Annotated in this window: 21 protein-coding genes and 2 pseudogenes; 16 read left to right on the plus strand and 7 right to left on the minus strand. The window is 69.6% G+C overall.

Features of this window, described 5'->3' with window-relative positions; genetic code table 11:
• Positions 1–103 precede the first annotated feature (103 nt).
• The 13 genes and pseudogenes from Asera_RS09835 (at position 104) to Asera_RS09895 (ending at position 16235) form a co-directional block, all read left to right on the plus strand.
• On the plus strand, positions 104–769 hold the full coding sequence (locus Asera_RS09835) for an NADH-quinone oxidoreductase subunit C (RefSeq protein ID WP_084131709.1): 666 nt from the start codon (positions 104–106) through the stop codon (positions 767–769).
• Positions 766–2118 carry an NADH-quinone oxidoreductase subunit D gene (locus Asera_RS09840; RefSeq protein ID WP_030446644.1) on the plus strand — a complete coding sequence of 451 codons (1353 nt, stop codon included), beginning with the start codon at positions 766–768 and terminating at the stop codon, positions 2116–2118. Before Asera_RS09835 ends, Asera_RS09840 begins: the two co-directional genes overlap by 4 nt.
• Positions 2118–2807: pseudogene (gene nuoE / locus Asera_RS09845) on the plus strand (NADH-quinone oxidoreductase subunit NuoE); the annotation flags it as partial. The gene Asera_RS09840 and the pseudogene nuoE, both read left to right, overlap by 1 nt.
• A gap of 14 nt (positions 2808–2821) precedes the next feature.
• Positions 2822–4135, plus strand: a complete 1314-nt coding sequence (gene nuoF, locus Asera_RS09850) for an NADH-quinone oxidoreductase subunit NuoF (RefSeq protein ID WP_030446646.1) — start codon at positions 2822–2824, stop codon at positions 4133–4135.
• Between the two features lies 1 nt (position 4136).
• The gene (locus tag Asera_RS09855; protein WP_084131653.1) at positions 4137–6725 is read left to right on the plus strand and encodes an NADH-quinone oxidoreductase subunit G; all 2589 of its coding nucleotides are present in this window, start codon (positions 4137–4139) and stop codon (positions 6723–6725) included.
• Positions 6722–8122 carry an NADH-quinone oxidoreductase subunit NuoH gene (gene nuoH, locus Asera_RS09860; protein ID WP_084131655.1) on the plus strand — a complete coding sequence of 467 codons (1401 nt, stop codon included), beginning with the start codon at positions 6722–6724 and terminating at the stop codon, positions 8120–8122. Before Asera_RS09855 ends, nuoH begins: the two co-directional genes overlap by 4 nt.
• Positions 8123–8125: 3 nt before the next feature.
• Positions 8126–8719, plus strand: coding sequence for an NADH-quinone oxidoreductase subunit NuoI (gene nuoI / locus Asera_RS09865; RefSeq protein WP_030446649.1), 594 nt, complete (start codon positions 8126–8128; stop codon positions 8717–8719).
• Positions 8716–9531, plus strand: coding sequence for an NADH-quinone oxidoreductase subunit J (locus tag Asera_RS09870; RefSeq protein WP_051802325.1), 816 nt, complete (start codon positions 8716–8718; stop codon positions 9529–9531). Before nuoI ends, Asera_RS09870 begins: the two co-directional genes overlap by 4 nt.
• Positions 9528–9827 (plus strand): NADH-quinone oxidoreductase subunit NuoK, encoded by a 300-nt coding sequence (gene nuoK, locus Asera_RS09875; protein WP_030446651.1) that lies wholly within the window; start codon positions 9528–9530, stop codon positions 9825–9827. The genes Asera_RS09870 and nuoK overlap by 4 nt, the downstream gene beginning before the upstream one ends.
• Before the next feature lie 10 nt (positions 9828–9837).
• Complete coding sequence (gene nuoL / locus Asera_RS09880) at positions 9838–11808, plus strand: NADH-quinone oxidoreductase subunit L (RefSeq protein ID WP_051802326.1); 1971 nt, start codon at positions 9838–9840, stop codon at positions 11806–11808.
• 52 nt (positions 11809–11860) lie between these two features.
• On the plus strand, positions 11861–13420 hold the full coding sequence (locus tag Asera_RS09885; protein WP_030446653.1) for an NADH-quinone oxidoreductase subunit M: 1560 nt from the start codon (positions 11861–11863) through the stop codon (positions 13418–13420).
• Positions 13417–14985 carry an NADH-quinone oxidoreductase subunit NuoN gene (gene nuoN / locus Asera_RS09890; protein ID WP_244843812.1) on the plus strand — a complete coding sequence of 523 codons (1569 nt, stop codon included), beginning with the start codon at positions 13417–13419 and terminating at the stop codon, positions 14983–14985. Before Asera_RS09885 ends, nuoN begins: the two co-directional genes overlap by 4 nt.
• A 263-nt stretch (positions 14986–15248) precedes the next feature.
• Positions 15249–16235 carry a polyprenyl synthetase family protein gene (locus Asera_RS09895; protein ID WP_051802357.1) on the plus strand — a complete coding sequence of 329 codons (987 nt, stop codon included), beginning with the start codon at positions 15249–15251 and terminating at the stop codon, positions 16233–16235.
• A gap of 260 nt (positions 16236–16495) precedes the next feature.
• Here Asera_RS09895 and Asera_RS09900 read toward each other — a convergent pair whose 3' ends face one another.
• Entirely contained in the window at positions 16496–17335 is an 840-nt protein-coding gene (locus Asera_RS09900; protein WP_035296833.1) for a hypothetical protein, read from the minus strand.
• Positions 17336–17655: 320 nt separating this feature from the next.
• Between Asera_RS09900 and Asera_RS09905 the strand changes: the two genes are divergently transcribed.
• Entirely contained in the window at positions 17656–18405 is a 750-nt protein-coding gene (locus Asera_RS09905; RefSeq protein ID WP_030446656.1) for a DUF2127 domain-containing protein, read from the plus strand.
• A gap of 113 nt (positions 18406–18518) precedes the next feature.
• Here the strand turns inward: Asera_RS09905 and rarD are convergent, their stop codons facing one another.
• From rarD to Asera_RS09935, 6 genes and pseudogenes are all read right to left on the minus strand, one after another.
• Positions 18519–19442, minus strand: a complete 924-nt coding sequence (gene rarD / locus Asera_RS09910; RefSeq protein ID WP_030446657.1) for an EamA family transporter RarD — start codon at positions 19440–19442, stop codon at positions 18519–18521.
• Positions 19443–19531: 89 nt separating this feature from the next.
• On the minus strand, positions 19532–21001 hold the full coding sequence (gene mycP / locus Asera_RS09915; protein ID WP_157034845.1) for a type VII secretion-associated serine protease mycosin: 1470 nt from the start codon (positions 20999–21001) through the stop codon (positions 19532–19534).
• Between the two features lie 10 nt (positions 21002–21011).
• Positions 21012–22373 carry a WXG100 family type VII secretion target gene (locus tag Asera_RS09920; RefSeq protein ID WP_157034846.1) on the minus strand — a complete coding sequence of 454 codons (1362 nt, stop codon included), beginning with the start codon at positions 22371–22373 and terminating at the stop codon, positions 21012–21014.
• Positions 22374–22382: 9 nt separating this feature from the next.
• Positions 22383–22856 carry a hypothetical protein gene (locus Asera_RS09925; RefSeq protein ID WP_030446659.1) on the minus strand — a complete coding sequence of 158 codons (474 nt, stop codon included), beginning with the start codon at positions 22854–22856 and terminating at the stop codon, positions 22383–22385.
• A 116-nt stretch (positions 22857–22972) separates the two neighbouring features.
• Positions 22973–23124 (minus strand): annotated as a pseudogene (locus Asera_RS09930) (DUF397 domain-containing protein).
• 332 nt (positions 23125–23456) lie between these two features.
• Positions 23457–24266 (minus strand): helix-turn-helix domain-containing protein, encoded by an 810-nt coding sequence (locus Asera_RS09935; protein WP_030446660.1) that lies wholly within the window; start codon positions 24264–24266, stop codon positions 23457–23459.
• 243 nt (positions 24267–24509) lie between these two features.
• Here Asera_RS09935 and Asera_RS09940 point away from each other — a divergent pair, with 243 nt between their 5' ends.
• Both Asera_RS09940 and Asera_RS09945 read left to right on the plus strand, forming a co-directional pair.
• Positions 24510–25331, plus strand: coding sequence for an alpha/beta fold hydrolase (locus tag Asera_RS09940; protein WP_030446661.1), 822 nt, complete (start codon positions 24510–24512; stop codon positions 25329–25331).
• 50 nt (positions 25332–25381) lie between these two features.
• Positions 25382–25729, plus strand: a complete 348-nt coding sequence (locus tag Asera_RS09945; protein WP_030446662.1) for a DUF1330 domain-containing protein — start codon at positions 25382–25384, stop codon at positions 25727–25729.
• Positions 25730–25791 lie beyond the last annotated feature (62 nt).

A 25791-nucleotide genomic window follows, 5' to 3' on the forward strand; every position in this document is an offset into this window, starting at 1 on the left:
GGTGTCCCCGGGCCACGCGGCGGCCGGCGAGCCGGATCCGTTGCCGGTCAAGCATCCGACCGACAGCATCGACCGGTTGCAGGCCACCGACGACCTGGACGAGATGGTCTCCGGCGGTGGCGCGCCGACCAGCAATCCGGTGCAGCACGGCATGTTCGGCGTGATCGGCTCGGGCGACACGTCCGGGATGGGCGGGCTGGTGCGCCGCCGCCCGACCGTGGCGCCGGCCGAGCGACCGTACGGGTCGTACTTCGACGAGACGGTCGATGCGCTGGTCGAGGCGTTCCCGCAGTTCGACGCGGCGGTCGAGATGGTGAGCGTGGACCGCGACGAGCTGACCATCCACATCCGGCGCGAGTTCATCGCGCAGGTCTGCCGGACCATGCGGGACGACCCCGCCCTGCGGTACGAGTTCTGCTCCGACGTGTCCGGCACCGACTACCTGGGTGAGGCGCGGCGGCTGCACGTCACGTACCACCTGCTGTCGATGACGTTCCGGCGCCGGGTGCGGCTCGAGGTCGCGGTCGGCGTCGACGACCCGCACGTGCCGTCGGTGACGAAGGTGTACCCGACCGCCGACTGGCAGGAGCGGGAAACCTACGACATGTACGGCGTGATCTTCGACGGCCACCCCAACCTGACCCGGATCCTGATGCCGGACGACTGGGAGGGCTACCCGCAGCGCAAGGACTACCCGCTGGGCGGGGTTCCGGTGGAGTACAAGGGCGCCGAGATCCCACCGCCGGACGAGCGGAGGCAGTACAAGTGACCGAGCATTCAACGTCGAGCCGGGCTTCGGCCAAGGACCCGTTCGCGGCGACCGCGCGGGACACCACCGAGGGCAAGGTTTACACCGTCACCGGCGGCGACTGGGACACCATCGTCGGCTCCGACGACCCGCTGCACCACGAGAAGCTGGTCATCAACATGGGCCCGCAGCACCCGTCCACGCACGGCGTGCTGCGGCTCGTGCTGGAGATGGAGGGGGAGACGGTCACCGACGTTCGTCCGGTGATCGGCTACCTGCACACCGGCATCGAGAAGAACATGGAGTACCGCACCTGGACGCAGGGCTCCACGTTCGTCACCCGCGCCGACTACCTGTCGCCGATCGCCAACGAGACGGTGTACTGCCTGGCGGTCGAGAGGCTGCTCGGGGTCGAGATCACCGAGCGGGCCCGGCTGATCCGGGTGCTGATGCTGGAGCTCAACCGGATCGCCTCGCACCTGGTCTGGTTCGCCACCACCGGCATGGAGCTCGGCGCCACCACGATGATGATCATCGGGTTCCGTGAGCGCGAGATGATCCTGGAGATCTTCGAGCTGATCACCGGGCTGCGGATGAACATGGCGTACGTGCGGCCCGGCGGTGTCGCGCAGGACGTCACGCAGGAAGCGATCGACGCGATCCGCGAGTTCCTTAAGGTGATGCCGCAGCGGCTCAAGCAGTACGAGAACCTGATGAACGGCCAGCCGGTGCTGCACGCCCGGACCAAGGGCGTCGCCTACCTGGACGTGTCGGGCTGCCTCGCGCTGGGCGTCACCGGCCCGGTGCTGCGCTCCGCCGGCCTGCCGTGGGACCTGCGCAAGACCATGCCCTACCTGGGCTACGACGAGTTCGACTTCGAGGTACCGACCGAGACCACCTGCGACGTGTACGGGCGCTGGATGGTCCGCTGGCACGAGTGCCAGGAATCGCTGAAGATCATCAAGCAGGTGCTGGACCGGCTCGAGCCGGGCCCGGTGATGGTCGAGGACAAGAAGATCGCGTGGCCGGCACAGCTCGCGATCGGTACCGACGGGATGGGCAACTCGCTGTCCCACGTCGCGAAGATCATGGGCCAGTCGATGGAGGCCCTGATCCACCACTTCAAGCTGGTCACCGAGGGTTTCCGGGTACCGGCCGGCCAGGTGTACACCTCGATCGAGTCGCCGCGCGGCGAGATCGGCTGCCACGCCGTGTCCGACGGCGGCACCCGGCCCTACCGGGTACACCTGCGCGAACCCAGCTTCGTGAACCTGCAGGCGCTGCCCGCGATCTCCGAGGGCGGCCTGCTCGCGGACGTGGTCGCCGGTGGCGCCTCTCTGGACCCGGTCATGGGTGGGGTTGATCGTTGATGTCGTACGAAGAGCTGGACACCGAGGAGAACCGGGGTCGCGCGGCCGAGATCAAGGCGCGCTTCCCGGAGGGGCGGGAGCGCTCCGCGCTGCTGCCGCTGCTGCACCTGGTGCAGTCGGTGGAAGGCAAGGTGACGCCGGACGGCATCCGATTCTGCGCCGAGCAGCTCGGCATCACCCGGGCGCAGGTCGGCGCGGTGGCCACCTTCTACACCATGTACAAGCGTGGCCGGACCGGCAACCACCTGGTCAGCGTCTGCACCAACACGCTGTGCGGGATGATGGGCGGCGACAAGACCTACCAGGCATTGTCGAAGCATCTCGGGGTCGGCCACGAGGAGACCACCGAGGACGGCACGATCACGCTGGAGCACGCCGAGTGCCTGGCCGCCTGCGACTACGCGCCGGTGCTGACCGTCGACTACGAGTTCTACAACAACGTCGACGAGGCCAAGGGGCTGGAGATCGTGCAGCGGCTGCAGGCCGGCGAGGTGCCGCACCCGGACCGGGGTGCGGAGCCGGCCGGGCTGTCCGGCATCGGCGAGCAGCTCGCCGGGTACGGCGACGGCCGGCCCGGTGCGGTGGCCGACAACGCGACCGGCGAGCCGACGCTGCGCGGCATCCGGCTGGCCGCCGACAACGACATCTCGGTGCCGGGCTTCGACCCGAACACGCCGATCCCGTCCAAGGAGGGCAAGTAAGGATGAGTCCCTCTCCTGAGGTGTTGCAGAAGCTCACCCCGGTGCTCACCAAGCGCTGGCTGTCGCCGGACGCGTGGCGGATCAACACGTACGAGAAGCTCGACGGCTACCTGGGCCTGAAGAAGGCGCTGAAGTCGCACCCGGACGACCTGATCGCGCTGGTGAAGGACTCCGGCCTGCGCGGCCGCGGCGGCGCCGGGTTCCCGACCGGGCTGAAGTGGTCGTTCATCCCGCAGAACGACGGCAAGCCGCACTACCTGGTGGTCAACGCCGACGAGGGCGAGCCGGGTACCTGCAAGGACCTGCCGATGATGATGAACGATCCGCACGCGCTGATCGAGGGCATCGTCATCACCTGCTACGCGATCCGCGCCGAGCGGGCGTACATCTACATCCGCGGCGAGGCGGTGCACGCCGCGCGGCGACTGCGGCACGCGGTCGCCGAGGCGTACGCGCGCGGCTACCTCGGCAAGAACATCCTGGGTACCGGCCTCAACGTGGAGCTGGTCGTGCACAGCGGCGCCGGCGCGTACATCTGCGGCGAGGAGACGGCGCTGCTGGACTCGCTGGAGGGCTTCCGGGGTCAGCCGCGGCTGAAGCCGCCGTTCCCGGCGACGCACGGGCTCTACTCGTCGCCGACCGTGGTGAACAACGTCGGCACGATCGCCTCGGTGCCGTACATCGTGCTCGGCGGCGTCGACTGGTGGCGGACGATGGGGACGGAGAAGTCGTCCGGTCCGATGATCTACTCGCTGTCCGGCCGGGTCGTCAACCCGGGTCAGTACGAGTGCACGATGGGCATCACGCTGCGCGAGCTGCTGGAGCTGTGCGGCGGGATGCAGCCCGGCCACGAGCTGAAGTTCTGGACCCCGGGCGGCTCGTCGACGCCGCTGTTCACCGCCGAGCACCTGGACGTCCCGCTGGACTTCGACTCGGTGGCTGCGCAGGGCTCGATGCTGGGCACCACGGCGACGCAGATCTTCTCCGACCAGGACTGCCCGGTCTACGCCACGTACCGGTGGATCGAGTTCTACGCGCACGAGTCGTGCGGCAAGTGCACCCCGTGCCGGGAGGGCAACTACTGGATGGTGCGCATTCTGCGCCGCATCCTGTCCGGCGCGGGCACCTACGACGACCTCGACACCCTGCTGGACGCCTGCGACAACCTGCTCGGCCGGTCGTTCTGCGCACTGGGCGACGGCGCCACCTCCCCGGTGACCTCGTCGATCAAGTACTTCAAGCAGGACTACCTGGACTACATCGAGGGGCGTAAGAAGCCGTTGCTCGACGCTCGCGAACTCGTGGGAGCGCACTGACATGACCGTCACGCAGCAGAAGGACGGCGCGATCGTCGAGACGGTCACGCTCACCATCGACGGCATCGAGACCACCGTGCCGAAGGGCACCCTGGTCATCCGGGCGGCCGAGCGGATGGGCATCGCGATCCCGCGGTTCTGCGACCACCCGCTGCTCGAACCGGCGGGCGCCTGCCGGCAGTGCCTGGTCGAGGTGGAGGGGCAGCGCAAGCCGATGACCTCCTGCACCACCACCTGCACCGACGGAATGGTGGTGAAGACGCAGCTGACCTCCCCGGTGGCCAAGAAGGCCCAGGCAGGCCAGATGGAGTTCCTGCTGATCAACCACCCGCTGGACTGCCCGATCTGCGACAAGGGCGGCGAATGCCCGCTGCAGAACCAGGCGATGAGCGCCGGCCGGCCCGACTCCCGGTTCGTCGAGGAGAAGCGCAAGTATCCGACCCCGCTCGCGATCTCCACCCAGGTGCTGCTGGACCGCGAGCGCTGCGTGCTGTGCCAGCGCTGCACCCGGTTCTCCGACGAGATCGCCGGCGACCCGTTCATCGACCTGATGGAGCGCGGTGCCGCCGAGCAGATCGGCGTCTTCTCCGACACGCCGTTCCTGGACGGCGACCACGCCGCGACGAACACCGCCGGTGACCCGTTCAACTCGTACTACTCGGGTAACACCATCCAGATCTGCCCGGTCGGCGCGCTGACCGGCTCCGACTACCGGTTCCACTCCCGGCCCTTCGACCTGGTGAGCACGCCGTCGATCAACGAGCACGACGCCGGCGGCGACGCGATCCGGGTCGACCACCGGCGCGGCAGCGTGATGCGCCGGCTGTCCGGCGAGGACAGCGCGGTCAACGAGGAGTGGATCAGCGACAAGACCCGGTTCGCCTTCCGGTACGCCAACGGCAGCGACCGGCTGGTCTACCCGCGGGTCCGCGACGAGGACGGCACGCTGCGCGAGACCAGCTGGTCGGAAGCGCTGACGGTCGCCGCCGAGGGGCTGGCCGCCGCCCGCGACAACGGCGGCGTCGGGGTGCTCACCGGCGGTCGGGTCACCGTCGAGGACGCCTACGCGTACGCGAAGTTCGCCCGGGTGGCGCTGCACACCAACGACGTGGACTTCCGGGTGCGGCCGCACTCGGCCGAGGAGACCGCGTTCCTGGCCGACTACGCGGCCGGAGTCAGCCCGAACAACGGCGGCGTGACGTACACCGACGTCGAGCAGGCGCCGGCGGTGCTGATGGTCGGCCTGGAGGCCGAGGAGGAGGCGCCGTCGCTGTTCCTGCGGCTGCGCAAGGGCAACCGCAAGCACGGCCTGCGACTGTTCTCGGTCCAGCCGTTCGCCAGCCCGGGCGTGACCAAGGCCAACGGCACGCTGCTGCCGGTTGTACCGGGCGGCGAGGCGGAGCTGCTGACCGCGCTGGCCGGCGACGCGATCGGGCCGTCCCCCGAGGCCGAGCAGGCCCGGTCCGCGGTGCGTACCGACGGGGCGATCATCCTGGTCGGTGAGCGGCTGGCGGCGGTGCCCGGCGGGCTGTCCGCGGCGGCACTGCTGGCCGACACCACCGGCGCCCGGCTGGCCTGGGTGCCGCGCCGGGCCGGTGACCGCGGCGCGGTCGACGCCGGCTGCCTGCCGACGCTGCTGCCGGGCGCGCGTCCGGTCTCGGATCTGAGCGGCCGGGTCCAGCTCGCCTCGTACTGGGGGGTCGACTCGCTGCCGTCCGCGCCGGGCCGCGACACCGCGGAGATGCTGGTCGCGGCGGCCACCGGGCAGCTGGCCGGGCTGGTCGTCGGCGGCGTGGACCCGGGCGACCTGCCCGACCCGGCCGCCGCCGAGCAGGCGATGGACGCGGTCGGCTTCCTGGTCTCGCTGGAACTGCGGGACGGCTGGGTGCCGCAGCACGCGAACGTGGTGCTGCCGGTCGCGCCGGTCGTCGAGAAGGCCGGCTCCTTCCTGAACTGGGAGGGCCGCCTGCGGATCTTCGACACCGTGCTGTCCACCGGCGCGATGGCCGACGCCCGGGTGCTGAACTCGATCGCCGACGAGATGGGCATCGCCCTCGGTACCGGGGACCCGCGCCGGATTCGGGCCGAGCTGGCCGGTCTGCCGGCACACGAGGTCCGGCCGACGCCGCCGAGCTACCCGGCCGCCGAGCTGCCGAAGCCCGGCGCCGGGCAGGCCGTGCTCGCCAGCTGGCACCACCTGCTCGACCTGGGCAGCCTGCAGGACAACGCGGAGTTCCTGGCCGGTACGGCCCGGCCCGCGGTGGTGCGGCTGTCCGCGGCGACCGCGGCGGAGATCGGTGCGCAGGACGGCGCGCAGGTCACCATCTCGACCGAGCGCGGCGCGATCACGCTGCCGCTGCGGATCAGCGCGATGCCCGACCGGGTGGTCTGGCTGCCGACGAACTCGGCGGGCAGCACCGTCCGCCGCACCCTCGGTACCGACGCCGGCGCGGTGGTCTCGATCCGTACCGACGGCGGCGCGCGGCATGCCGCCGACGGCGCTGGGCACGGCGACGGCGCAGGGCGCAGTACCGGCGACGGCGCAGGGCACGGAGCCCGGCACGCGCAGTCCACAGAGGAGGACCAGTGAACACCTCCGGCCTCGTACGGCTGGCCGAGGCGGGGCAGCCCGCTGGGTTCGGGCACGACGTCTGGTGGATCGTCCTGATCAAGGTCGTCGCCGCGTTCGTGCTGCTGTTGCTGCTGACCCTGTTCGCGGTCGTCTTCGAGCGCAAGGTGATCGGCGCGTTCCAGGTGCGCCCCGGGCCGAACCGGAAGGCGCGCGGCTTCGGCTGGCTGCAGTCGCTGTTCGACGGCCTGAAGCTGGCGCTCAAGGAAGAGATCATCCCGGCGCTGGCCGACAAGCCGGTCTACTTCATCGCGCCGGTGATCTCCGGCGCGGTCGCGTTCATCTCGTTCGCGGTGATCCCGATCGGCGCCCAGGTGAGCCTGTTCGGGCACACCACGATGCTGCAGGTCGGCGACGTGCCGGTGGCGGTACTGGTGGTGCTCGCCGCGTCGTCGATGGCGGTGTACGGCACGGTGCTCGCCGGCTGGGCCTCCGGCACCAGCTGGCCGCTGCTCGGCGGGATGCGCGCTGCGGCGCAGATGATCTCGTACGAGGTCGCGATGGGGCTGTCGATGGTCGCGGTGTTCATGACCGCGCACTCGATGTCCACCTCGGAGATCGTCAACGGCCAGCTCAAGACCTGGTACTTCATCCCGTTGCTGCCGAGCTTCATCATCTACTTCATCTCGGCGCTCGGTGAGGGCAACCGGACCCCGTTCGACCTGCCGGAAGGCGAGTCGGAGCTGACCGGTGGCTACCTCACCGAGTACTCGTCGTTCAAGTTCGCGATGTTCTACCTGGCCGAGTACATCGCGATGGTGACGATCTCGGCGCTGTGCGTGACGCTGTTCTTCGGCGGCTGGCGCGCACCGTGGCCGATCTCGCTGTGGGACGGCGCGAACTCCGGCTGGATCACCATCGTCTGGTTCCTGGCCAAGACGATCATCTTCATGGGCGTTCTGGTGTGGATCCGGGCGACGCTGCCCCGGGTGCGCTACGACCAGCTGATGGCGCTGGGCTGGAAGGTCCTGATGCCGGTCAACCTGGTGTGGATCCTGATCCTCGCCGGGCTGCGGCTCACCGCCCGCAACTACGACCAGACCCGCTGGCTGGTGCTGGCCGGGATCGTGGTCACCCTGCTGCTCCTGGTGCTGCTCTGGCCGGAGAAGGAAAAGGACGACAAGACGCAGGCCAAACGCAAGGTCGACACCGGCGTCGGCGGCTACCCGACGCCACCGGTCGACCTGGTCGTGCCGCCCAACCCGCACCTCAAGCGCATCGAGGCGCAGCGCGAGGCGGCCACGGTCGGGGCCCGCAGCGGTACCGGCGATGCGCCCGGCGGCGGTGACCCGGCCGGCACGTCCGGCACGGGTTCGGCCGGTACTGGTTCAGCCGCCTCCGGCGGCAAGGAGGAATGAGTCGTGTTCGAACCCATCAAGGGTTTCGGGGTCTCCCTCGCGAACATGTTCAAGCCGCATGTGACCGAGAAGTACCCGGAGAAGATGCGGCCGACGGCGCCCCGCTACCACGGCCGGCACATCCTGAACCGGCACCCGGACGGGCTGGAGAAGTGCGTCGGCTGCGAGCTGTGCGCGTGGGCCTGCCCGGCCGACGCGATCTACGTCGAGGGTGCCGACAACACCGACGAGGAGCGCTTCTCGCCCGGTGAGCGGTACGCCGGGACGTACCAGATCAACTACCTGCGCTGCATCTTCTGCGGCCTGTGCATCGAGGCCTGCCCGACCCGTTCGCTGACCATGAGCAACGAGTACGAGCTGGCCAACGACAGCCGGCAGGACCTGATCTTCACCAAGGAGCAGCTGCTGGCGCCGCTGCTGCCGGGCATGGAGCAGCCGCCGCACCCGCTGCGGCTGGGCGACGACGAGCAGGACTACTACGTCGGCGCGATGCAGAACCCGGGCGCCTCGGCCGGCGCCGAGTACTCGCCGCAGCAGCAGAGTGCCCGGCAGGCCGACGCGGCGAAGCAGACCGGCGGCAAGGGAGGTGCGGCATGAGTTCGCAACTGCTCGCCCACCCGCTCGCCACCCACCTGCTCGCGGTCGCCAGCCCGGGCGCCATGGGTACCGGCGAGAAGGTCTCGTTCTGGGTGCTCGGGATCATCGCGCTGGGTTGCGCGATCGGCATGGTCGCCGCGCGCAACGCGATGCACTCGGCGCTGTTCCTCGTGGTGACGATGTTCTGCCTGGGGATCTTCTACATCATCCAGGCCGGTCCGTTCATCGGCATGGCGCAGATCATCGTGTACACCGGCGCCATCATGATGCTGTTCCTGTTCGTGCTGATGCTGATCGGACGGGACGTCTCCGACTCGCTGATCGAGACGCTGCGCGGGCAGCGCACCGCCGGCATCCTGATCGGCCTGGGGCTGGCGCTGCTGCTCGGCACCGGCCTGGCCCGCGGCCTCGGCGCGGTCGACGCCCGCGGCCTGGAGGCCGCGAACGCCGAGCACGGCGGCAACGTGCCGGGCCTCGCCGCGCTGGTGTTCACCCGGTACGTGTTCGCGTTCGAGGTCACCTCGGCGCTGCTGATCACCGCCGCGGTCGGCGCCATGGTGCTGGCCCACGTCCAGCGCCGGGGCGAGAAGAAGACGCAGAAGGAACTGTCCCGGGAGCGGTTCGCCGAGGGCAGCTACCCGGCGCCGAAGACCGGCCCCGGCGTGTTCGCGCACAGCAACTCGGTGGCCACCCCGGCGATCCTGCCCGACGGTACGAAGTCGGCGCGCAGCATCTCGCCGCTGGTGCCGCCGCGCGAGCTGACCGCCGAGGACACGCGGCCCAAGGACACCCTCACCGGAGGCGACCAGTGACCCCGACCTACTACCTGGTGCTGTCCGCGGCGCTGTTCTGCATCGGCGCCGTCGGCGTGCTGATCCGGCGCAACGCCATCGTGGTGTTCATGTGCGTCGAGCTGATGCTGAACGCGGGCAACCTGTCGCTGGTCACGTTCGCCCGGATCAACGGCAGCCTGGACGGCCAGATCATGGCGTTCTTCGTGATGGTGGTGGCCGCCGCGGAGGTCGTGGTCGGGCTTGCGATCATCATGTCGATCTTCCGGACCAGGCGCTCCGCCTCCGTCGACGACGCCAACCTGCTGAAGTACTGAGGACATTTCGATGACTGAGCCGGCACTGGCTGAACAGGTGCACACCGTGCTTGCTGCGCCCTCGACGACGGAGCACGTCTCGAGCGTGGCGGCATCCGGTGCGCTGTCGAGCGTGTGGCTGCTGATCGCCATCCCGCTGGCGAGCGCCGTGGTGTTGCTGCTGACCGGACGCAAGTCCGACCGGTGGGGGCACATCCTCGGCTGCGCCAGCATCGGCGCCTCGTTCGTCCTCGCCGTCTGGTACTTCTTCGCGCTGCGGGGGATGGGACACAAGGCGGTCTCCGAGCACCTCGGCAGCTTCATCCAGGTCGGTGGCTACAAGGTCGACTGGGGCATCCTGTACGACCCGCTGTCCGCGACCTTCGCGCTGCTGATCACCGGCGTGGGCTTCCTGATCCACGTGTACGCGATCGGCTACATGAAGGAGGACCCGGGCCGGCGCCGCTTCTTCGGGTACTTCAACCTGTTCGCCGCGGCGATGCTGCTGCTGGTGCTCGGCAACAACTTCCTGATGACCTTCATCGGGTGGGAGGGCGTCGGCGTCGCGTCGTACCTGCTGATCTCCTGGTACCAGGACCGGCCCGCGTCGGCCACCGCCGGCAAGAAGGCGTTCCTGATGAACCGGGTCGGTGACGCCGCCTTCCTGGTCGCGATGTTCCTGATGTTCGGCTACCTCGGCAGCACCGACTTCACCACCGTGTTCAACGGGGTGGGTGCGCTGCCGCACGGCGTGACGCTCGCGATCGCGCTCTGCCTGCTCGGCGGTGCCTGCGGCAAGTCCGGCCAGTTCCCGCTGCAGGCCTGGCTGCCGGACGCGATGGAGGGCCCGACCCCGGTGTCGGCGCTGATCCACGCCGCGACCATGGTCACCGCCGGCGTCTACCTGATCGCCCGGGCGAACCCGATCTTCGACGCCACCACGATCGGTTCCACCATCGTGGTCGCGGTCGGCGCGTTCACCCTGCTGCTCGGGTGCATCATCGGTTGCGCGAAGGACGACATCAAGCGCGTCCTGGCGTACTCGACGGTCAGCCAGATCGGCTACATGTTCCTTGCCGTCGGCCTCGGCGGCGGCGCGTACGCGCTGGGCATCCTGCACCTGCTGGCACACGGCTTCTTCAAGGCCGGCCTGTTCCTCGGCGCCGGTTCGGTGATGCACGGGATGAAGGACCAGACCGACATGCGCCGCTTCGGTGGCCTGTGGAAGTACATGAAGGTCACCTGGGTCACCGTCGGCCTCGGCTTCCTGGCCATCATCGGCATCCCGCCGCTGTCCGGCTTCTTCTCCAAGGACCCGATCATCGAGGCGGCGTTCGCCCGCGGCGGCTGGCAGGGCTGGGTGTTCGGCCTGGCCGCGCTGCTCGGCGCCGGGCTGACCGCGTTCTACATGACCCGGTTGTTCGTGCTGACGTTCCACGGCAAGAAGCGGTGGACCGACGACATCGAGCACCCGCACGAGTCGCCCGCGGTCATGCAGGTACCGATGATCCTGCTCGCGGTCGGCTCGGTCGCGGCCGGCGGTCTGCTGGTGTACGGCGGGTTCACCGACTGGCTGGAGCCGGTGTTCGGCACCACCGAGGTGCCGGAGGCGGTGCACTACAGCAAGGCGCTGATGACCGGGATCAGCATCGTGGTGGTGCTGCTCGGCGTCGCGATCTCCTGGCTGCTGTTCCGCCGCGGTACCGCGGAGACCGAGCAGCCGGCCCGGACCGCGATCGTCCGCGCCGCCCGGGAGAACCTGTACGGGGACGTCCTCAACGAGACGCTCTTCGAACTGCCTGGCAAGCTGCTGACCCGTGCGGCGGTCTTCGTCGACGGCAAGGGCGTCGACGGCATCGTCACCGGCCTGGCCGCGATCGTGGGCGGCAGCTCCAGCCGGCTGCGCCGGCTCCAGACTGGCTTCGTCCGGTCGTACGCATTGACGATCCTCGGAGGTGCGCTCGTCGTGGTGGCAGCGCTGATGGCGGTGAAGCTCGGGTGAGCGACCGGAAGCGAACAACCCGTGTGACATCCGAGCGAAGCGAGGCGCGGTCGTGAACAACTTCCCGTTCCTGTCGGTGCTGACCGTGGCGCCGGCGGTGGGCGCGTTGGTGGTGGCGTTGCTGCCGCGCAGCAACCCGCGGCTGGCCAAGATCGTGGCCCTGGTCTGGTCGCTGGCGTTGCTGGCGATCACCGCGGTCATGTGCGTGGTGTTCAAGGCGAACGGCCCGCGGTTCCAGTTCCGCGAGTCGTACCCGTGGATCCCGGCCTGGGGCATCCGGCTCACCGTGCAGGCGGACGGCATCGCGCTGGTGATGCTGGGCCTGGTCGCGGTGCTGGTGCCGATCGTGATCGCGGCCAGCTGGCACGACGCCGACAAGACCAAGCGCTCGGTGAACAACTACTTCGCCCTGCTGCTCGCGCTGGACGCGACGATGGTCGGCGTGTTCGCCGCCGCGGACGTGTTCCTGTTCTACGCGTTCTTCGAGGTCATGCTGATCCCGATGTACTTCCTCATCGGGTCGTTCGGCGGCGCCCGGCGGCAGTACGCGGCGGTCAAGTTCTTCCTGTACTCGCTGTTCGGCGGGCTGTTCATGCTGGCCGCCGTGATCGGCCTGTGGGTCGTCGGCGGGCACACGCTGGACTGGAACACGCTGAGCCACATCAGCATGTCCACCAGTACCGGCCGCTGGCTGTTCCTCGGGTTCTTCCTGGCGTTCGCGATCAAGGCGCCGTTCTTCCCGTTCCACACCTGGCTGCCGGACGCCGGTGGTGCCGCCCCGGCGGGGGCCGCGGCGCTGCTGGTCGGCGTGCTGGACAAGGTCGGCACGTACGGGATCCTGCGGTTCTGCTTCTCGCTGTTCCCGGAGGCGACCCGGTTCTTCGCGCCGCTGGGGCTGGCGCTCGCGGTGGTCGGCATCATCTACGGCTCGCTGCTCGCGGTGGGCCAGAACGACCTGAAGCGGCTCGTCGCGTACACCTCGATCGCGCACTTCGGCTTCATCGGCATCGGGATCTTCGCGTTCACCAGCCAGGCCGGTACGGGCGCCGTGCTCTACATGCTCAACCACGGCCTGTCCACCGGTGCGCTGTTCCTGATCGTCGGGATGCTGGTGCAGCGGCGCGGCTCGGCCAACATCCGTGACTTCGGCGGCGCCGCCAAGCTGGTACCGGTACTCGCCGGCTGCTTCCTGGTCGTCGGGTTCTCGTCGCTGGCGCTGCCCGGCACCTCGCCGTTCGTCAGCGAGTTCCTGGTCCTGCTCGGCACGTTCAGCGTGCACAAGGCGCTGGCGATCGTGGCGACCTCGGGCGTGATCCTGGCCGCCGGCTACATCCTCTGGATGTACCAGCGGACCATGCAGGGCAACCTGAACCCGGAGCTGTCCACCTCGTCCGGCTTCAAGCACGACCTGACCGGCCGGGAGAAGTGGGTGGTGGCGCCGCTGATCGCGCTGATCTTCATCCTCGGCGTCTACCCGAAGCCGGTGATCGACGTGATCAGCCCGGCGGTCGCGGCAACCATGCACGACGTCGGCAAGAGCGACCCGGTGCCGGCGACCCGCGCCGTGGACAACGGGTCCGGCGGCTCTAGCGCGGTAGGAGACAACAAGTGAGCACCGGCGACGTGCTGGCGGCGCAGATCTCGGCGCCGGATATCAACTACGGTGCGATCGCGCCGCTGCTGATCGTGCTGGGTGTCGGCGCGCTCGGCATCCTCGCCGAGGCGGCCCTGCCGCGCGCCTACCGCTACCTGGTGCAGGTGCTGCTGACCCTCGCGGCACAGGTCGCGGCGCTGGTCATCGTGATCGTCGAGGGCGTCCGGCACTACGCGTCGAACCCGACGGTGACCGCCAACGACGCGCTCGCGGTGGACGGCCCGGCGCTGTTCCTGCAGGGGTCGATCCTGATCCTGGGCATCCTCGCCACGCTGCTGATCGCCGACCGGCGGCTCGAGCGCGGCGGCGCGTTCGTGGCCGAGGCCGCGGTCGTCGCCGGTACCGAGGCGGACGCCAAGCAGGCCCGGCAGCAGCCGAGCCAGACCGAGGTGTTCCCGCTGACGCTCTTCGCGCTCGGCGGCATGATGCTGTTCTGCTCGGCGAACGACCTGCTCACCATGTTCGTCGCGCTGGAGGTGCTGTCGCTCCCGCTGTACCTGGCGTGCGGGCTGGCCCGCCGGCGCCGGCTGCTGTCCCAGGAGGCGGCGGTCAAGTACTTCCTGCTCGGCGCGTTCGCCTCGGCCTTCTTCGTGTACGGCATGGCCATGCTCTACGGCTTCGCCGGCACCGTGCAGCTGCACGGCATCGCGACCGCCACGCTGTCGTCGAACAAGAGCGACCTGCTGCTGTTCGTCGGCCTCTCGATGCTCGCCGTCGGCCTGCTGTTCAAGGCCGCCGCGGTCCCGTTCCACGTGTGGACCCCGGACGTGTACCAGGGCGCCCCGACGCCGATCACCGCGCTGATGGCGTCCTGCACCAAGATCGCCGCGTTCGGCGGCATCCTGCGGGTGCTGTACGTGGCGTTCCTGGACAGCCGGTGGGACTGGCGCCCGGTGCTCGCGGTCATCGCCGTCGCGACGATGCTGATCGGCGCCGTGCTCGCGGTGACCCAGACCGACATCAAGCGGCTGCTGGCGTACTCGTCGATCGCGAACGCCGGATACGTGCTGACCGGCGTGCTGTCGATGCAGAAGTCCGGCATCACCAGCTCGCTGTTCTACCTGATCGCGTACGGGTTCACCGTGGTGGCGGCGTTCGGCCTGCTCACCCTGGTCCGGGACGCGGACGGGGAGGCGACCCACCTGTCCCGGTGGGCTGGGCTCGGCCGCAAGTCACCACTGCTCGCCGGGGTCTTCGCCTTCCTGATGCTCTCCTTCGCCGGCATCCCGCTGACCAGCGGTTTCACCACCAAGTTCGCGGTGTTCGGCGCGGCCCTGGACGGCGGCCAGACCGCCCTGGTGATCTTCGGTGTGATCTCCAGCGTGCTGCTCGCCTTCCCGTACCTGCGGGTCATCGTGCTGATGTACCTGCAGGAGCCGGCCGAGGACGCCCCCACCGTGGCGGTGCCGGGCGCGCTCACCGCGACCGCGCTGGCTCTCGGTACCGTCGCGACCCTGGTGTTCGGCCTCGCACCGAGCCTGGTGCTGCACGTGGCGCAGGGCGCGGCCACGTTCGTCGGTTGACCGGGCGGTCGCCGGTGCGCCGGTGACCGCTCGATCTGGGTGAGCGTCCGGGCCAGGCGGCTCGAAACGCGCACCCGGCGGCGCGGCGGCAGCCGCCCGCGGCCCGACCAGGCGCCCCGTCCCGGACGGGGCGCCTGTCGCGTATGTGTGCTGGACGGCTTCCGACGGGCTCCACCGTTCGGGCAGTGAGGTGGTGTGGCATCGTGGGTGCCGTGGCGAGGACGACGCAGGCAGACCGTGTGGTCGCCGGTACGGAGGCGACGATGGCCGCTGCCGGGCTGGACTTCGACGATGCGGAGCTGAGCTCCGCGTTGACCACCGGGCTGGGCGAGGTGGAGCAGGCGCTGCTGGCCGCGGTGTCCGGCGCCGACCCGTACGTCACGGAGATGGCCCGGCACCTCACCTACGCCGGCGGCAAGCGCACCCGGCCGCTGCTGGTGCTGCTCGGCGCCCACTTCGGCAAGCCGGACGTGCCCGAGGTGGTCCAGGCCGCCGTCGTCGTCGAGTTGACCCACCTGGCCACGCTCTACCACGACGACGTGATGGACGAGGCATCCGTGCGGCGCGGCGCGCAGAGCGCCAACGCCCGGTTCGGCAACAGCGTTGCCATCCTGACCGGCGACTACCTGTTCGCCCGCGCCTCCGACATCGTCTCCGAGCTGGGTCCCGAGGCCGTCCGGATCCAGGCCCGCACCTTCGCCCGGCTAGTGCACGGGCAGATCCGGGAGACGGCCGGCCCGCGCGGTGCCGACCCGGTGCGGCACTACCTGGACGTGCTGGCGGAGAAGACCGGCGCGCTGATCGCCACCTCGGCCCGGTTCGGCGCCATGTTCGGCGGCGCCGACCCGGCGATCGTGGCCGCGATCGCCGAGTTCGGCGAGACGTTCGGGATGGCGTTCCAGCTGTCCGACGACCTGCTCGACATCGCCTCGGACACCGACCAGTCCGGCAAGACCCCCGGTACCGACCTGCGCGAGGGCGTGCTGACCCTCCCGGTGCTGTACGCGCTGGGTTCCGACGACCCGGACAGCCGCCGCCTCGCCGAGATCGTCCAGGGCCCGGTCACCGACGACGACCTGCACGCCGAGGCCCTGACGCTGCTGCGCGACTCGGTCGGCATGGACCGCGCCCGCGCCACCGTCCGCGACTACGCCGACCGCGCCCGCGCCCAGCTGGACGTCCTGCCCGACGTGCCGGCCCGCGCCGCCCTCGACCACCTCTGCAGCAACGTGGCCGCCCGCACCCGCTGACCCCGCCTGCGCCGGGGTTCGTCGGCATGCGGTGCTGCGTGGAGAGCGCTTGCCGCCTTTCGCAGCTCTCCTGACCAACGCTGCGAGTCCATGACCGTCATGGTCAGCGCTGCCGGCTCATGTCAACGCGGCAGCTCGTGACCAACGCTGCGAGTCCATGACCGACGCTGCGGGCTCATGGTCAGCGCTGCCGGCTCATGTCAACGCGGCAGCTCGTCATTAACGCTACGGGTCTCGTGACCAGCGCTGCGGGCTCGTGGTCAACGCGGCGGGGCCGGGTTGAGCCAGATGCGGAGATCGGTGAGCGGGGTGCAGCCTGCGCGGACCGCAGCGGCGAGATCGTCGCCGTGCTCGTACCCGACGACGGGAAGCGGTTCGAAGATCTCGTACGCGGTGGCGACGGCGCCGCGCCAGACGCTTGCCGGGTCGCCGGTCGACGCGTACAGGTTGCTGATGCCGATGCTGCCCGCGCTGCGGTTGGCGACCGCGCCACCGGTCACCGTGTCGCCGTCGTAGCGGGCGAGCAGCGCGACGTCCGGGTCGGTGAGCAGCTCCGGCCGGAAGATCCCGGCGCCACCGCCCCACGCGGCGACCCAGGCGGTCAGCGCCTCGCCGTCGTCGATGCGACGCCACCCCGCCTCATCCGTTGGGCGCCACCCCGACCCGTGCCCGAGGCGCCGCCTCGGTTCGTCCGCCGGGCGCTGGGCCGGTTCGTCCACTCGGCGCCGTGCCGGTTCGTCCACCGTGCGCCGCATCGCCTCGTCCGCTGGGCGCTGGGCCGGTTCGTCCAGGCCGTCGGCGTCGGCACCAACCTCCCGGTACAGCCAGGTCGCCTCGATGATCGGCACGAAGCCGGCGGAGGACAGGTCGAGCGTGCCGAAACTGTCCTTGACCGAGCAGCCGGGCCCAACGTCGATGCCGGCCAACACCTCGTCCGCGGTGACCTGAGGGCGAAGCGTCACGGCGTCCGGATAGTACGGCGGGGTGCGCTCCGCGCAGCTCCACACCGCATCGGAGTCGTGGCTGAGCAGGCCGTGCGCGCGGCACATCGCCCGGCACCAGTCGGCGTTGTTGCGCGCCGCGAGCAGCGTTCTGTTCACCGCGCCATGCTCCCAGCCGCACAGCCTGAGCTCACCGCTATTTCCGGTTCGCGGGCAACAGGGTTGCCCGGCCCGGGTGGCGCGGCTTCGCCGGCCGTCGGGCCGCTCACCCGGTCGCGACCTGTCCCAGCCGGGCGCCGCCTGCGGCGCGGCCTGTCCCGGCCGGGCGTCGCCTGCGGCGCGGCCTGTCCCGGCCGGGCGTCGCCTGCGGCGCGGCCTGTCCCGGCCGGGCGTCGCCTGCGGCACGATCTGTCCGGCCGGGCGTCTGCGGCGCGACCTGTCCGGGTCGGGCGTTCGACCGCGGCGCATATTGTGCCGGCATGGACTGGAACCTGCGTTCCTGCGCCCGGCACGGGCACGTCACGTACGCGCCGGACGAGGTGGAGCTGCGCGATCGGCTGCACGCCACGACGCCGCAGGGCGAGGCGTGGCGGTGCCTGCGCTGTGGCACGTACGCGATCGGGGCGGCCGCCGGCGCCGGACCGGCCGACCACGCCCCGCTGATCCCGCGCGGTGGCGCGATCCGGGACCGGCTGATCATCCGGATCCTGGCGGTGGAACGGTTCGTCCGCGGGCTGCTGATCGCCGCGGCCGCCCTTGCCGTCTGGTGGTTCCGCGACTCGCAGGCCGACCTGAGCCGGGTGTTCGAGTCGGACCTGCCGCTGGTGCGGCCGCTCGCCGACAAGTTCGGGTACGACCTGACCGACTCGCCGATCGTCGACGAGATCCGGAAGAGCTTCACGCTCAGCCACACCGTGCTGATCGTCATCGCCGCCGCCCTGCTGGGGTACGCGCTGATCGAGCTCGTCGAGGGCGTCGGCCTGTGGCTGGTGAAGCGGTGGGCCGAGTACTTCACCGTGGTGGCGACGGCGGCGTTCCTGCCGCTGGAAATCTACGAACTGACCGAGAAGGTCACCTGGCTGCGGATCGGTGCACTGGCGTTCAACATCGCCGCGGTGATCTACCTGCTGGTCACCAAGCGGCTGTTCGGCCTGCGCGGCGGCGCCGGGGCCGCGCACGCCGCCCTCCTCGGCGACTCCCTCCTGGAAGTCGAACGCGCCACCGTCTGACCCGCCGATCCCGGCCCCGCGGCGTGCCGTCCCGCCGATCGTGGCCCGGCAACCGGTGGACCCGTGGCGTTGCGATCCACCGGCCCCGGGGGTGGTGGCGTTGGGGGTGCCGATCAGAATTCGGTGGCCTCGGCCGCCTGCGCCGTGACCGGGGTCAGGCGGCTGCGGCGGGCCTGGTGCACCAGATCGGCGGTGAAGACCGCCAGCGCGATCCACACCAGTACGAAGCCGACCAGCTCCGGCGTCGGCATCGGCTCGCCGTACAGGATCAGGCCGCAGCACAGTTGCATCGTGGGCGTCAGGTACTGCAGGACGCCGATCGCCGTGAGCGGCAGCCGGTTGGCCGCCGACGCGAACGACAGCAGCGGCACCATCGTGACCAGGCCGCCGCCCACCAGCAGCAGCGTGTGCCCGACCGAGATCGTGCCGAGCGTGCCCGTACCGGTCGCGGACAGGTAGCCGAGGTAACCGGCCGCTGGCAGCGCCAGTACCGCCGACTCGGCAAACAGGCCGTGCGCCGCCGGTAGCCGCAGCGTCTTCTTCGTCAGCCCGTACAGCCCGAACGACGCGGCCAGGGTCAGCGCGATCCACGGCGGCCGGCCGTAGTCGACGGTGATCACCACGACCGCGGCCAGCCCGAACACGATCGCCACCCACTGCAACCGGCGCAGCCGCTCGCGCAGGATCGCGACGCCGAGCAGGATGGACACCAGCGGATTGATGAAGTACCCGAGCGCGGTCTCGACCACGTGCCCCGAGTTGACGCCGTAGATGTACGTGCCCCAGTTGACCGCGATCAGCGCGGCCGCCGCGACCAGCTTCGCCACGGTACGCGGGCGGCGCAGCACCCCGGCGATCCACCGCCACTGCCGCAGGATCACCAACAGCAGTGCGCAGCAGACCGCCGACCACAGGATCCGGTTCGCCAGGATCTCGATCGCGCCGGCCGGCCGCAGCAGCTTCCAGTAGATCGGGAACAGCCCCCACAGCCCGTACGCGACCAGCCCGTACAGGTATCCGCGCCGTGTCTCGTCCACGCGCACACCGTAAGCACCGCAACGCTTCCCGGGCCCGACCCTGTGCCTGACCTCACCCGCCCCGTACCACCCCTCGGGACGAGCCGGCCTCAGGGTTTACGCCACCGGATCTCGTACTGCTCCGGCGGCTCCTGCTGCCCGCTCGTCTGGTCTGGGATCGACCGCGTGACACCCGGCGACGGCGGCGCCTGCCCGGTCGGCGGTACCGCCTGCGGCCGGCCAGGTGAGTTCAGGGCGCCGTTCGGTGCCTGGCCCGAGGGGGCCGCTGCGTTGGCCCGGATCGTCGACTGGTTCGGCCCCCGGGTCGCCTGAGCACCGGGCTGCCAGCCGCCGGCGGTGACCGCCTTGCGACGCCGAGAGCGGGCGGCGAGTCCAATGATCAGGACGATGATGATCGCCAGTACGGCGGCTCCCACCGCGATCCATATCCCGACGTGGCTGCCGCTGCTGGTACCGGTCGAGGTGGTTGCCGCGGCCGCCTTCGACGAGCTGCCGCCGGCGTCAGGGGCTTGGAGCTGCCCCAGCGGGTTGGTCTTCACCGGGTCGACGTGTGCCGTCAGCGCCTTGACCGGATCGACGATCCCGTACCCGTACTGCGGGTTCCGCCCCGGCGAGCCCTTGTGATCGGCGGTCTTGATCAGCCGGTTGATCACGTTGGCCGCATCCAACTTCGGATACTTAGCCCGCACCAACGCCGCCGCCCCCGCCACCAACGCCGTAGCGGCGCTAGTCCCGTCGACTGTCTGGTAGCCGCTGGTTGAGCGCGGACCGTGCTTCAAATCCTCGATTGTTCCGGTGTTGGTTGTAAGTATGTGCTCGGCGGGTGCTGCGAGAGCAATTTGCTTGGCTGCGATGGAACCTTTCCAGACGCCACCGTTCTGGCTGCTTCCGCCAACGGCGACGACGCCAGGAATGCTCGCTGGGCTGATAATTCCTTCGTTGTCCTGACCGCGGTTTCCCGCACCCGCCACGAGTACGACATCGTGCTGCTCTGCATACCGGACAGCTGTATGTAATCTGGCAACGGTGGATGGGTCGGCATGCTTCTCGTACGCTCCAAGCGACAGGTTGATGATCTTTGCGCCATGATCTACTGCGTAGCGAATTGCCGGCGTGATTCCCTCAAACAAGGTGTTGTCGGTAACGTGGTCGCCGCTGACGCACAGTGGCATGAGTTTGGCGCTTGAAGCAATGCCCAGTATGTGCCGTCCATCGGTGCCATTGCCTGCGATCAGCCCGGCCATCGCTGTGCCGTGCCCGTTCGGGTCCCACGTCGGTTCGATGTCCTGTGCACTGGCGAAGCACTTTCCGGCTACGACCTGCCCGCGCAGTGCTGGGCGGGTGTTGTCGATGCCGGAGTCGATGACTGCGACGGTGACGCCCTTGCCGGTGCTGATCTTCTGGGCTTGCTGGACATGCAACGCGTCGAGGTACCACTGGCCGTCTGGCGCGGCGGCGACCGGTGTGGCGCAGGCGAGAGCCAACATGCCGGCAGCGCCGAATGCAGTCAACGCGCGTCGCCAGAGCCGTGCCAAGGAGAGAGGGCTGTGTGCCAACACGTGCGCCACCCTATTCGATTAGGCCAGGGGTAGCCGGTTTCGCCCGGAAGATGTCTTCGTCGTCCTCGGTCAGCCAGGTCTGGCGTTCGTCGCGCTCGCGGTTGCCGCTATTACCGCCATGCGGCATCATCCCGACGCCGTTGCCCCCGGTCGCGGCCGTGGCACCCGGCCTACCTGCCGCTAACTTCGTTGCTGGGGTCGGAGCGGCGGGCCCCACCGAACCGGACGGTGACCGATCCCACCAGCCGTTCGCCGGCACCGAGGTGGCTGGAACGTCCGTGCCCCCAAACCCGCCGCCGGCGCCCACTGCGCCGAAGCTCCCGGCGCCGCCGGCGCCCCCCGTAGTCGACCACGACAACGGCAGCGGTGACCGGCTGCCGCCGGACAGGCTGCTACCCCCGACCGTGCCGGCGCCACCAGGATCGGCATCGCCAGCCAACCGAATTCCATCGGTAATGGACGACGGCGGCGATGAGATGGCCGAATACCGCGTTGCCGGCAAGGACGCATGCATCGCCCCAACACCCAAGCCGGCGCCGCCCACCGCGCCGAACGATCCGGCACCATAACTCAGATCAGAGCCATCTCCACCACCTGGCAAGTGATGACCACCTGGATCTTTTGCTTTTTCGTCGCCAACATCTTTGTCGATGAACTTTTTATAGGGTTTGGGTAGATTGCTGAGTACGTGGGCATAATCAGTTACCAGTTTTTCGTGGGCTTGGTTGGCGGTGTTCTGGTTTTCGCCGTACCAGTTTTCGATGGCTGCCTTGCGTACTAGCTCATCGTGATCGGAGTAGGCTTTGTCCTGGTCCTGTCTCCTACCGTAACCGCTGTCCTTGGCGTAGGTTCGTTCTGCGCTCGGGTTGGCATCCTCGTCGAGTGCCTTATGCAGGAAGGCGAAGTCCGCGTAGCCGCCTCGATAGTTTTGGTAGTCGTCATACAGCATGTAGCCGTCGATGGCCGCGTCATCGCCACCGGTGCCGTTCTCGCCCGGGAGGCTGTTGCCAGAGAAAATAGGGATCGGGATCGCGCGCGTCGCTTCCCTGATCGCTTCCCCGGTAGACTTCAGAACACTGGGCACGCCGTTGTAGTTATGGCTGAACCCCCGGATTTGCTGTTGCAATGTCCCCCAGTATCGATGGCAGGCATCCGCGGCCTCGCCCTTCCAGTTCTTGTCGAGGACAGTGTCCCAGACCTTGCCCAGTTGGTCGTGACAGCGCTCGATCGCGTCCACGTACTGCTTCCAAGGATCCGCCATCTCATTCAGCACGTCTGCACGAGCGGCGAGGGTGATCTGACGGATCGGGCGCTCCCATGGCAGGTCACCCTTGATGGGGCCGCCAGCGCCGTCGGTCGCGGCTGCTTCCATGGCGGACTCCTAAGCCTTCGTGCTACTGGTGGCGGTCAGGAGTTGCTGCATCATCTTCTTGGAGAGGGCGGAGTTCTTGCCTTCGTTCTGCTCGTACAGATCGGCCGCGGCATCCAACGCGCCGGACAGCCGGTGTAGCGCAGACGTGAGCGACTTCCCGTCCTTGAGCGCCGAGAGGTGTACGTCGTCGACATGCGACTGCAAGCGGTCGGCTTCGGTGAACCGGCCGAACGGGTTGAGCCAGTCGGACGTTGCGCCGGAGTGCTGCTGGCCGTCCTTTTCCGCGATCGACTTGTCGTAGTCCTCGCCGCGGATGCGTTTGCCGCGTTCAGCTGTGACCTTGTCGATGGTGTCCATCGAGTACTTCTTCATCCCGGCCTTGAACGTGGACCTGTCCTTGGCGAACTGCGTGGCGAGCTCCCGCACCTTCCGCGCGGCCTGCCTCAGATCCGCTGGGTAGACCTGTTGGACGCCGTCGCCCACTGGGAACCTCCCGAAAGCATCAGACCGAACCGGAAGGCAACGTATCGCACCCGTTCAACCACGCGCAGCCGCTGGTGTCGTGCGTCGGAGGTTCCCCGCTCAGGCGAGAGGGCCGCTCAGCGCCGCGGTGAAGGCGGCTCAGGCGGTGGTGCGCCGGTGAGTACGGGACCGGATGGATCCCTCGAGTCGCGCATTGCGATGGCCATCTCCGAGCCCGCCACCTCGACGCAGTTGCCTCCGGTGTTCGGCTGCTCTTACGCCAGGCCACCGGGACCGTTGCGACTTCGACGCAGTGACCGCCGTTGGTAGCCCGTGCCGCGCCCCGCGGTACCGCCCAGCCTTGGAGAACGCGGGCGGCGCCGAGACCGAGGCCACCCGCCTCTCCACGCGTGGATGTTGATCAAGGGATCGGAGGGTTGATCAAGGGATTGCAGCGTAGAGCAAGCGCTTTCCGCGTCGCAATCCCTTGATCAACGCCGGAGCCCCTTGATCAACGCCCGTGCCCCTTGATCAACGCCCGTGTCTCTTGATCAACGCCGACATCCCTTGATCGGCGCCGGCGCGCCCTTGATCGACTTGGGCGGGTGACGGGGGCTGGGGTTAGCTTGCTGGTCGGCGGGTGCGGAGGTAGGTGGCGGTGGGGTCGTCGGCGGGGTAGAAGGACTCGATGGCGAGTTCGGCGACGGTGACGTCGAGCGGGGTACCGAAGACCGCGGTGGTGGAGAAGAAGGACAGCTCGACGCCCTGGTACCGGTAGCGCAGCGGTACGACGACGCTCCCCGGCCCGGCCATGTCGATCTCCGGCTCCGGGTCGGCGCACGGGTAGCCGGCGAGTTCGCGGTACAGCTCGGCGAGGGCCACGTCCGCGGTGGCCTCGGCCTGGTGCCGGAGCCGGCCGAGCAGGTGGGCGCGCCACTGGCCGAGGTTCGCGATCCGTGGCGCCATCCCGTCGGGGTGCAGCGTGAGCCGCAGCGCGTTGGCGGGCGGTTCCAGCAGGTGCGCGGCAACATCCTCGGTGAAGAGGTCGATCGCCGGGTTCGCGTCGATCAGCGTCCAGGTGCGGTCGACGACGACGGCCGGGTACGGCTGGTGTCCGGCCAGCACCTGCCGCAGTGCCGCGCACACCGAACCGAGGTCGGGCGAGTCCAGGTCGTGCTCCGGGTACGCCGGTGCGTACCCGCCGGCGAGCAGCAGCGCGTTGCGCTCCCGCAGCGGTACGTCCAGGCGCTCGGCCAGCTTGAGGATCATCTGGCTGGTCGGCCGGGACCGGCCGGTCTCGACGTAGCTGAGGTGGCGGGTCGACACGTCGGCACCCAGCGACAGTTCCAGCTGGCTGAGCCGGCGCCGCTGCCGCCACTCGCGCAGCAGGCTGCCCACCGGCGCCGGCCGGTCCAGGACGTTCGTGGTCATGGTCGTCACGGTAAGCGAGAGGTCACCACACCCGCCATGACCACGGAGGCCATCGCCCGTCCCGAACCGGCGCAGCGGGTCAACCCCACCCCGGGGTCGGCACGTGGGTGGGGTCATCGCCCGTGTGGGGTCTCGTCGCGGCCGGCATGACCTCGGAGGTCATCGACGTCATGTCGCGGGCCGGCCACAGTGGTGTCAGCACCGAGCCGGATCCGCCGGCCGGCCCGATCCGAGGAGTACGACATGGCTTCCGTGACCGCCACCGACGGCACCCGCCTCGCCTACGAGGAGTACGGCGTGGGCGCGCCGATGGTGTTCATCGCCGGCTGGTCGCTGTCGGCCGACATGTGGGAGCACCAGGTGCCGCGGTTCGTTGCCGAGGGGTACCGCTGCGTCATGCTGGACCGCCGCGGCCACGCCCGGTCCGAGCGCCCGTCGGGCGGGTACGACCTGGACATGCTCAGCGACGACATCCACAGCCTGCTCACCGAGCTGGACCTGCGGGACGTGACGATCATCGGGCACTCGTTCGGTGGTGTCGAGGTGGCGCACTATCTCGCCCGGCACGGCTCGGAGCGGATCGCCCGGGCGGTGTTCCTGGCCGCCTGCCTGCCGTCGATGAAGCGCAGCGAGGCGAACCCGGAAGGCGTGCCGCCGGAGGCGATCGAGCTGACCATGGCGGAGTTGCGCGCCGACCGGCCGAAGTGGCTGGCCAAGAGCGCTCAGGCGTACTTCGCGACGCACCTGTTCAACGACGTGTCGCCGGCCCTGATCGACGACACGGTCCGGCAGTGCCTGAACGTGGCGCCGATGGCGGCGTTCACGCTGCAGGAGGCGAACCTGAATGCGGCGCACGAGGACACCCTGCCGGACATCGACGTCCCGGTACTGGTGCTGCACGGCGCCGCGGACGCCTCGGCGCCGGTGCACTTCACCGGTCGGCGCACCGCCGCGGCGATCCCCGGCTGCGTCTACCACGAGTACCCGACCGCCGGCCACGGCCTCTACGTCACGCATGCGGACGTCGTGAACACCGACATCCTCGACTTCGTCAAGGCGTCCTGACCGGGCGGCGGCAGCGGTTAGCGACCACGCGACGACCAAGGAGCACGATCATGACCGGCTACGCACTGGCTCGGCTGAACACACCAGGGAAGCTGCAGCCCGAGGTCTTCGAGTACCTGGAGCGCATTCAGGGCACGCTCGACCCGTACGGCGGGCGGTTCCTGATCCATGGCGGCAGGGTCGAGGTGAGGGAGGGCGGCTGGTCCGGGGACGTGATCCTGATTGGCTTCCCGACCGCGCAGCACGCCCGCGACTGGTACGACTCCCCGGCGTACCAGCAGATCAAGCACCTGCGCGGCGACCACATCGGCGGTGACGTCCTGATCATCGAGGGCGAACCGGCCGACCACGACTCCGCCGCCATGGCCGCCGCGCTACGCGCCGCCGCCCGGTCCTGACCCGACCGTGGTACGCCCGGCCGGTGTCGGCCGGGCGGCGTGCCGTGTGGTTCTCCGCAGCG

This window comes from Actinocatenispora sera, assembly GCF_018324685.1.
Classification (GTDB): domain Bacteria; phylum Actinomycetota; class Actinomycetes; order Mycobacteriales; family Micromonosporaceae; genus Actinocatenispora; species Actinocatenispora sera.

Bases quoted from the DNA above. Each gene is read 5' to 3' on its own strand.
- Asera_RS09945 (WP_030446662.1), top strand. From the start codon at position 25,382: ATGACCGGCTACGCACTGGCTCGGCTGAACACACCAGGGAAGCTGCAG.
- Asera_RS09920 (WP_157034846.1), bottom strand. From the start codon at position 22,373: ATGGAAGCAGCCGCGACCGACGGCGCTGGCGGCCCCATCAAGGGTGAC.
- Asera_RS09870 (WP_051802325.1), top strand. From the start codon at position 8,716: ATGAGTTCGCAACTGCTCGCCCACCCGCTCGCCACCCACCTGCTCGCG.
- Asera_RS09935 (WP_030446660.1), bottom strand. From the start codon at position 24,266: ATGACCACGAACGTCCTGGACCGGCCGGCGCCGGTGGGCAGCCTGCTG.
- nuoF (WP_030446646.1), top strand. From the start codon at position 2,822: ATGAGTCCCTCTCCTGAGGTGTTGCAGAAGCTCACCCCGGTGCTCACC.
- Asera_RS09855 (WP_084131653.1), top strand. From the start codon at position 4,137: ATGACCGTCACGCAGCAGAAGGACGGCGCGATCGTCGAGACGGTCACG.
- Asera_RS09835 (WP_084131709.1), top strand. From the start codon at position 104: ATGGTCTCCGGCGGTGGCGCGCCGACCAGCAATCCGGTGCAGCACGGC.
- Asera_RS09940 (WP_030446661.1), top strand. From the start codon at position 24,510: ATGGCTTCCGTGACCGCCACCGACGGCACCCGCCTCGCCTACGAGGAG.
- nuoL (WP_051802326.1), top strand. From the start codon at position 9,838: ATGACTGAGCCGGCACTGGCTGAACAGGTGCACACCGTGCTTGCTGCG.
- Asera_RS09905 (WP_030446656.1), top strand. From the start codon at position 17,656: ATGGACTGGAACCTGCGTTCCTGCGCCCGGCACGGGCACGTCACGTAC.
- Asera_RS09895 (WP_051802357.1), top strand. From the start codon at position 15,249: ATGGCCGCTGCCGGGCTGGACTTCGACGATGCGGAGCTGAGCTCCGCG.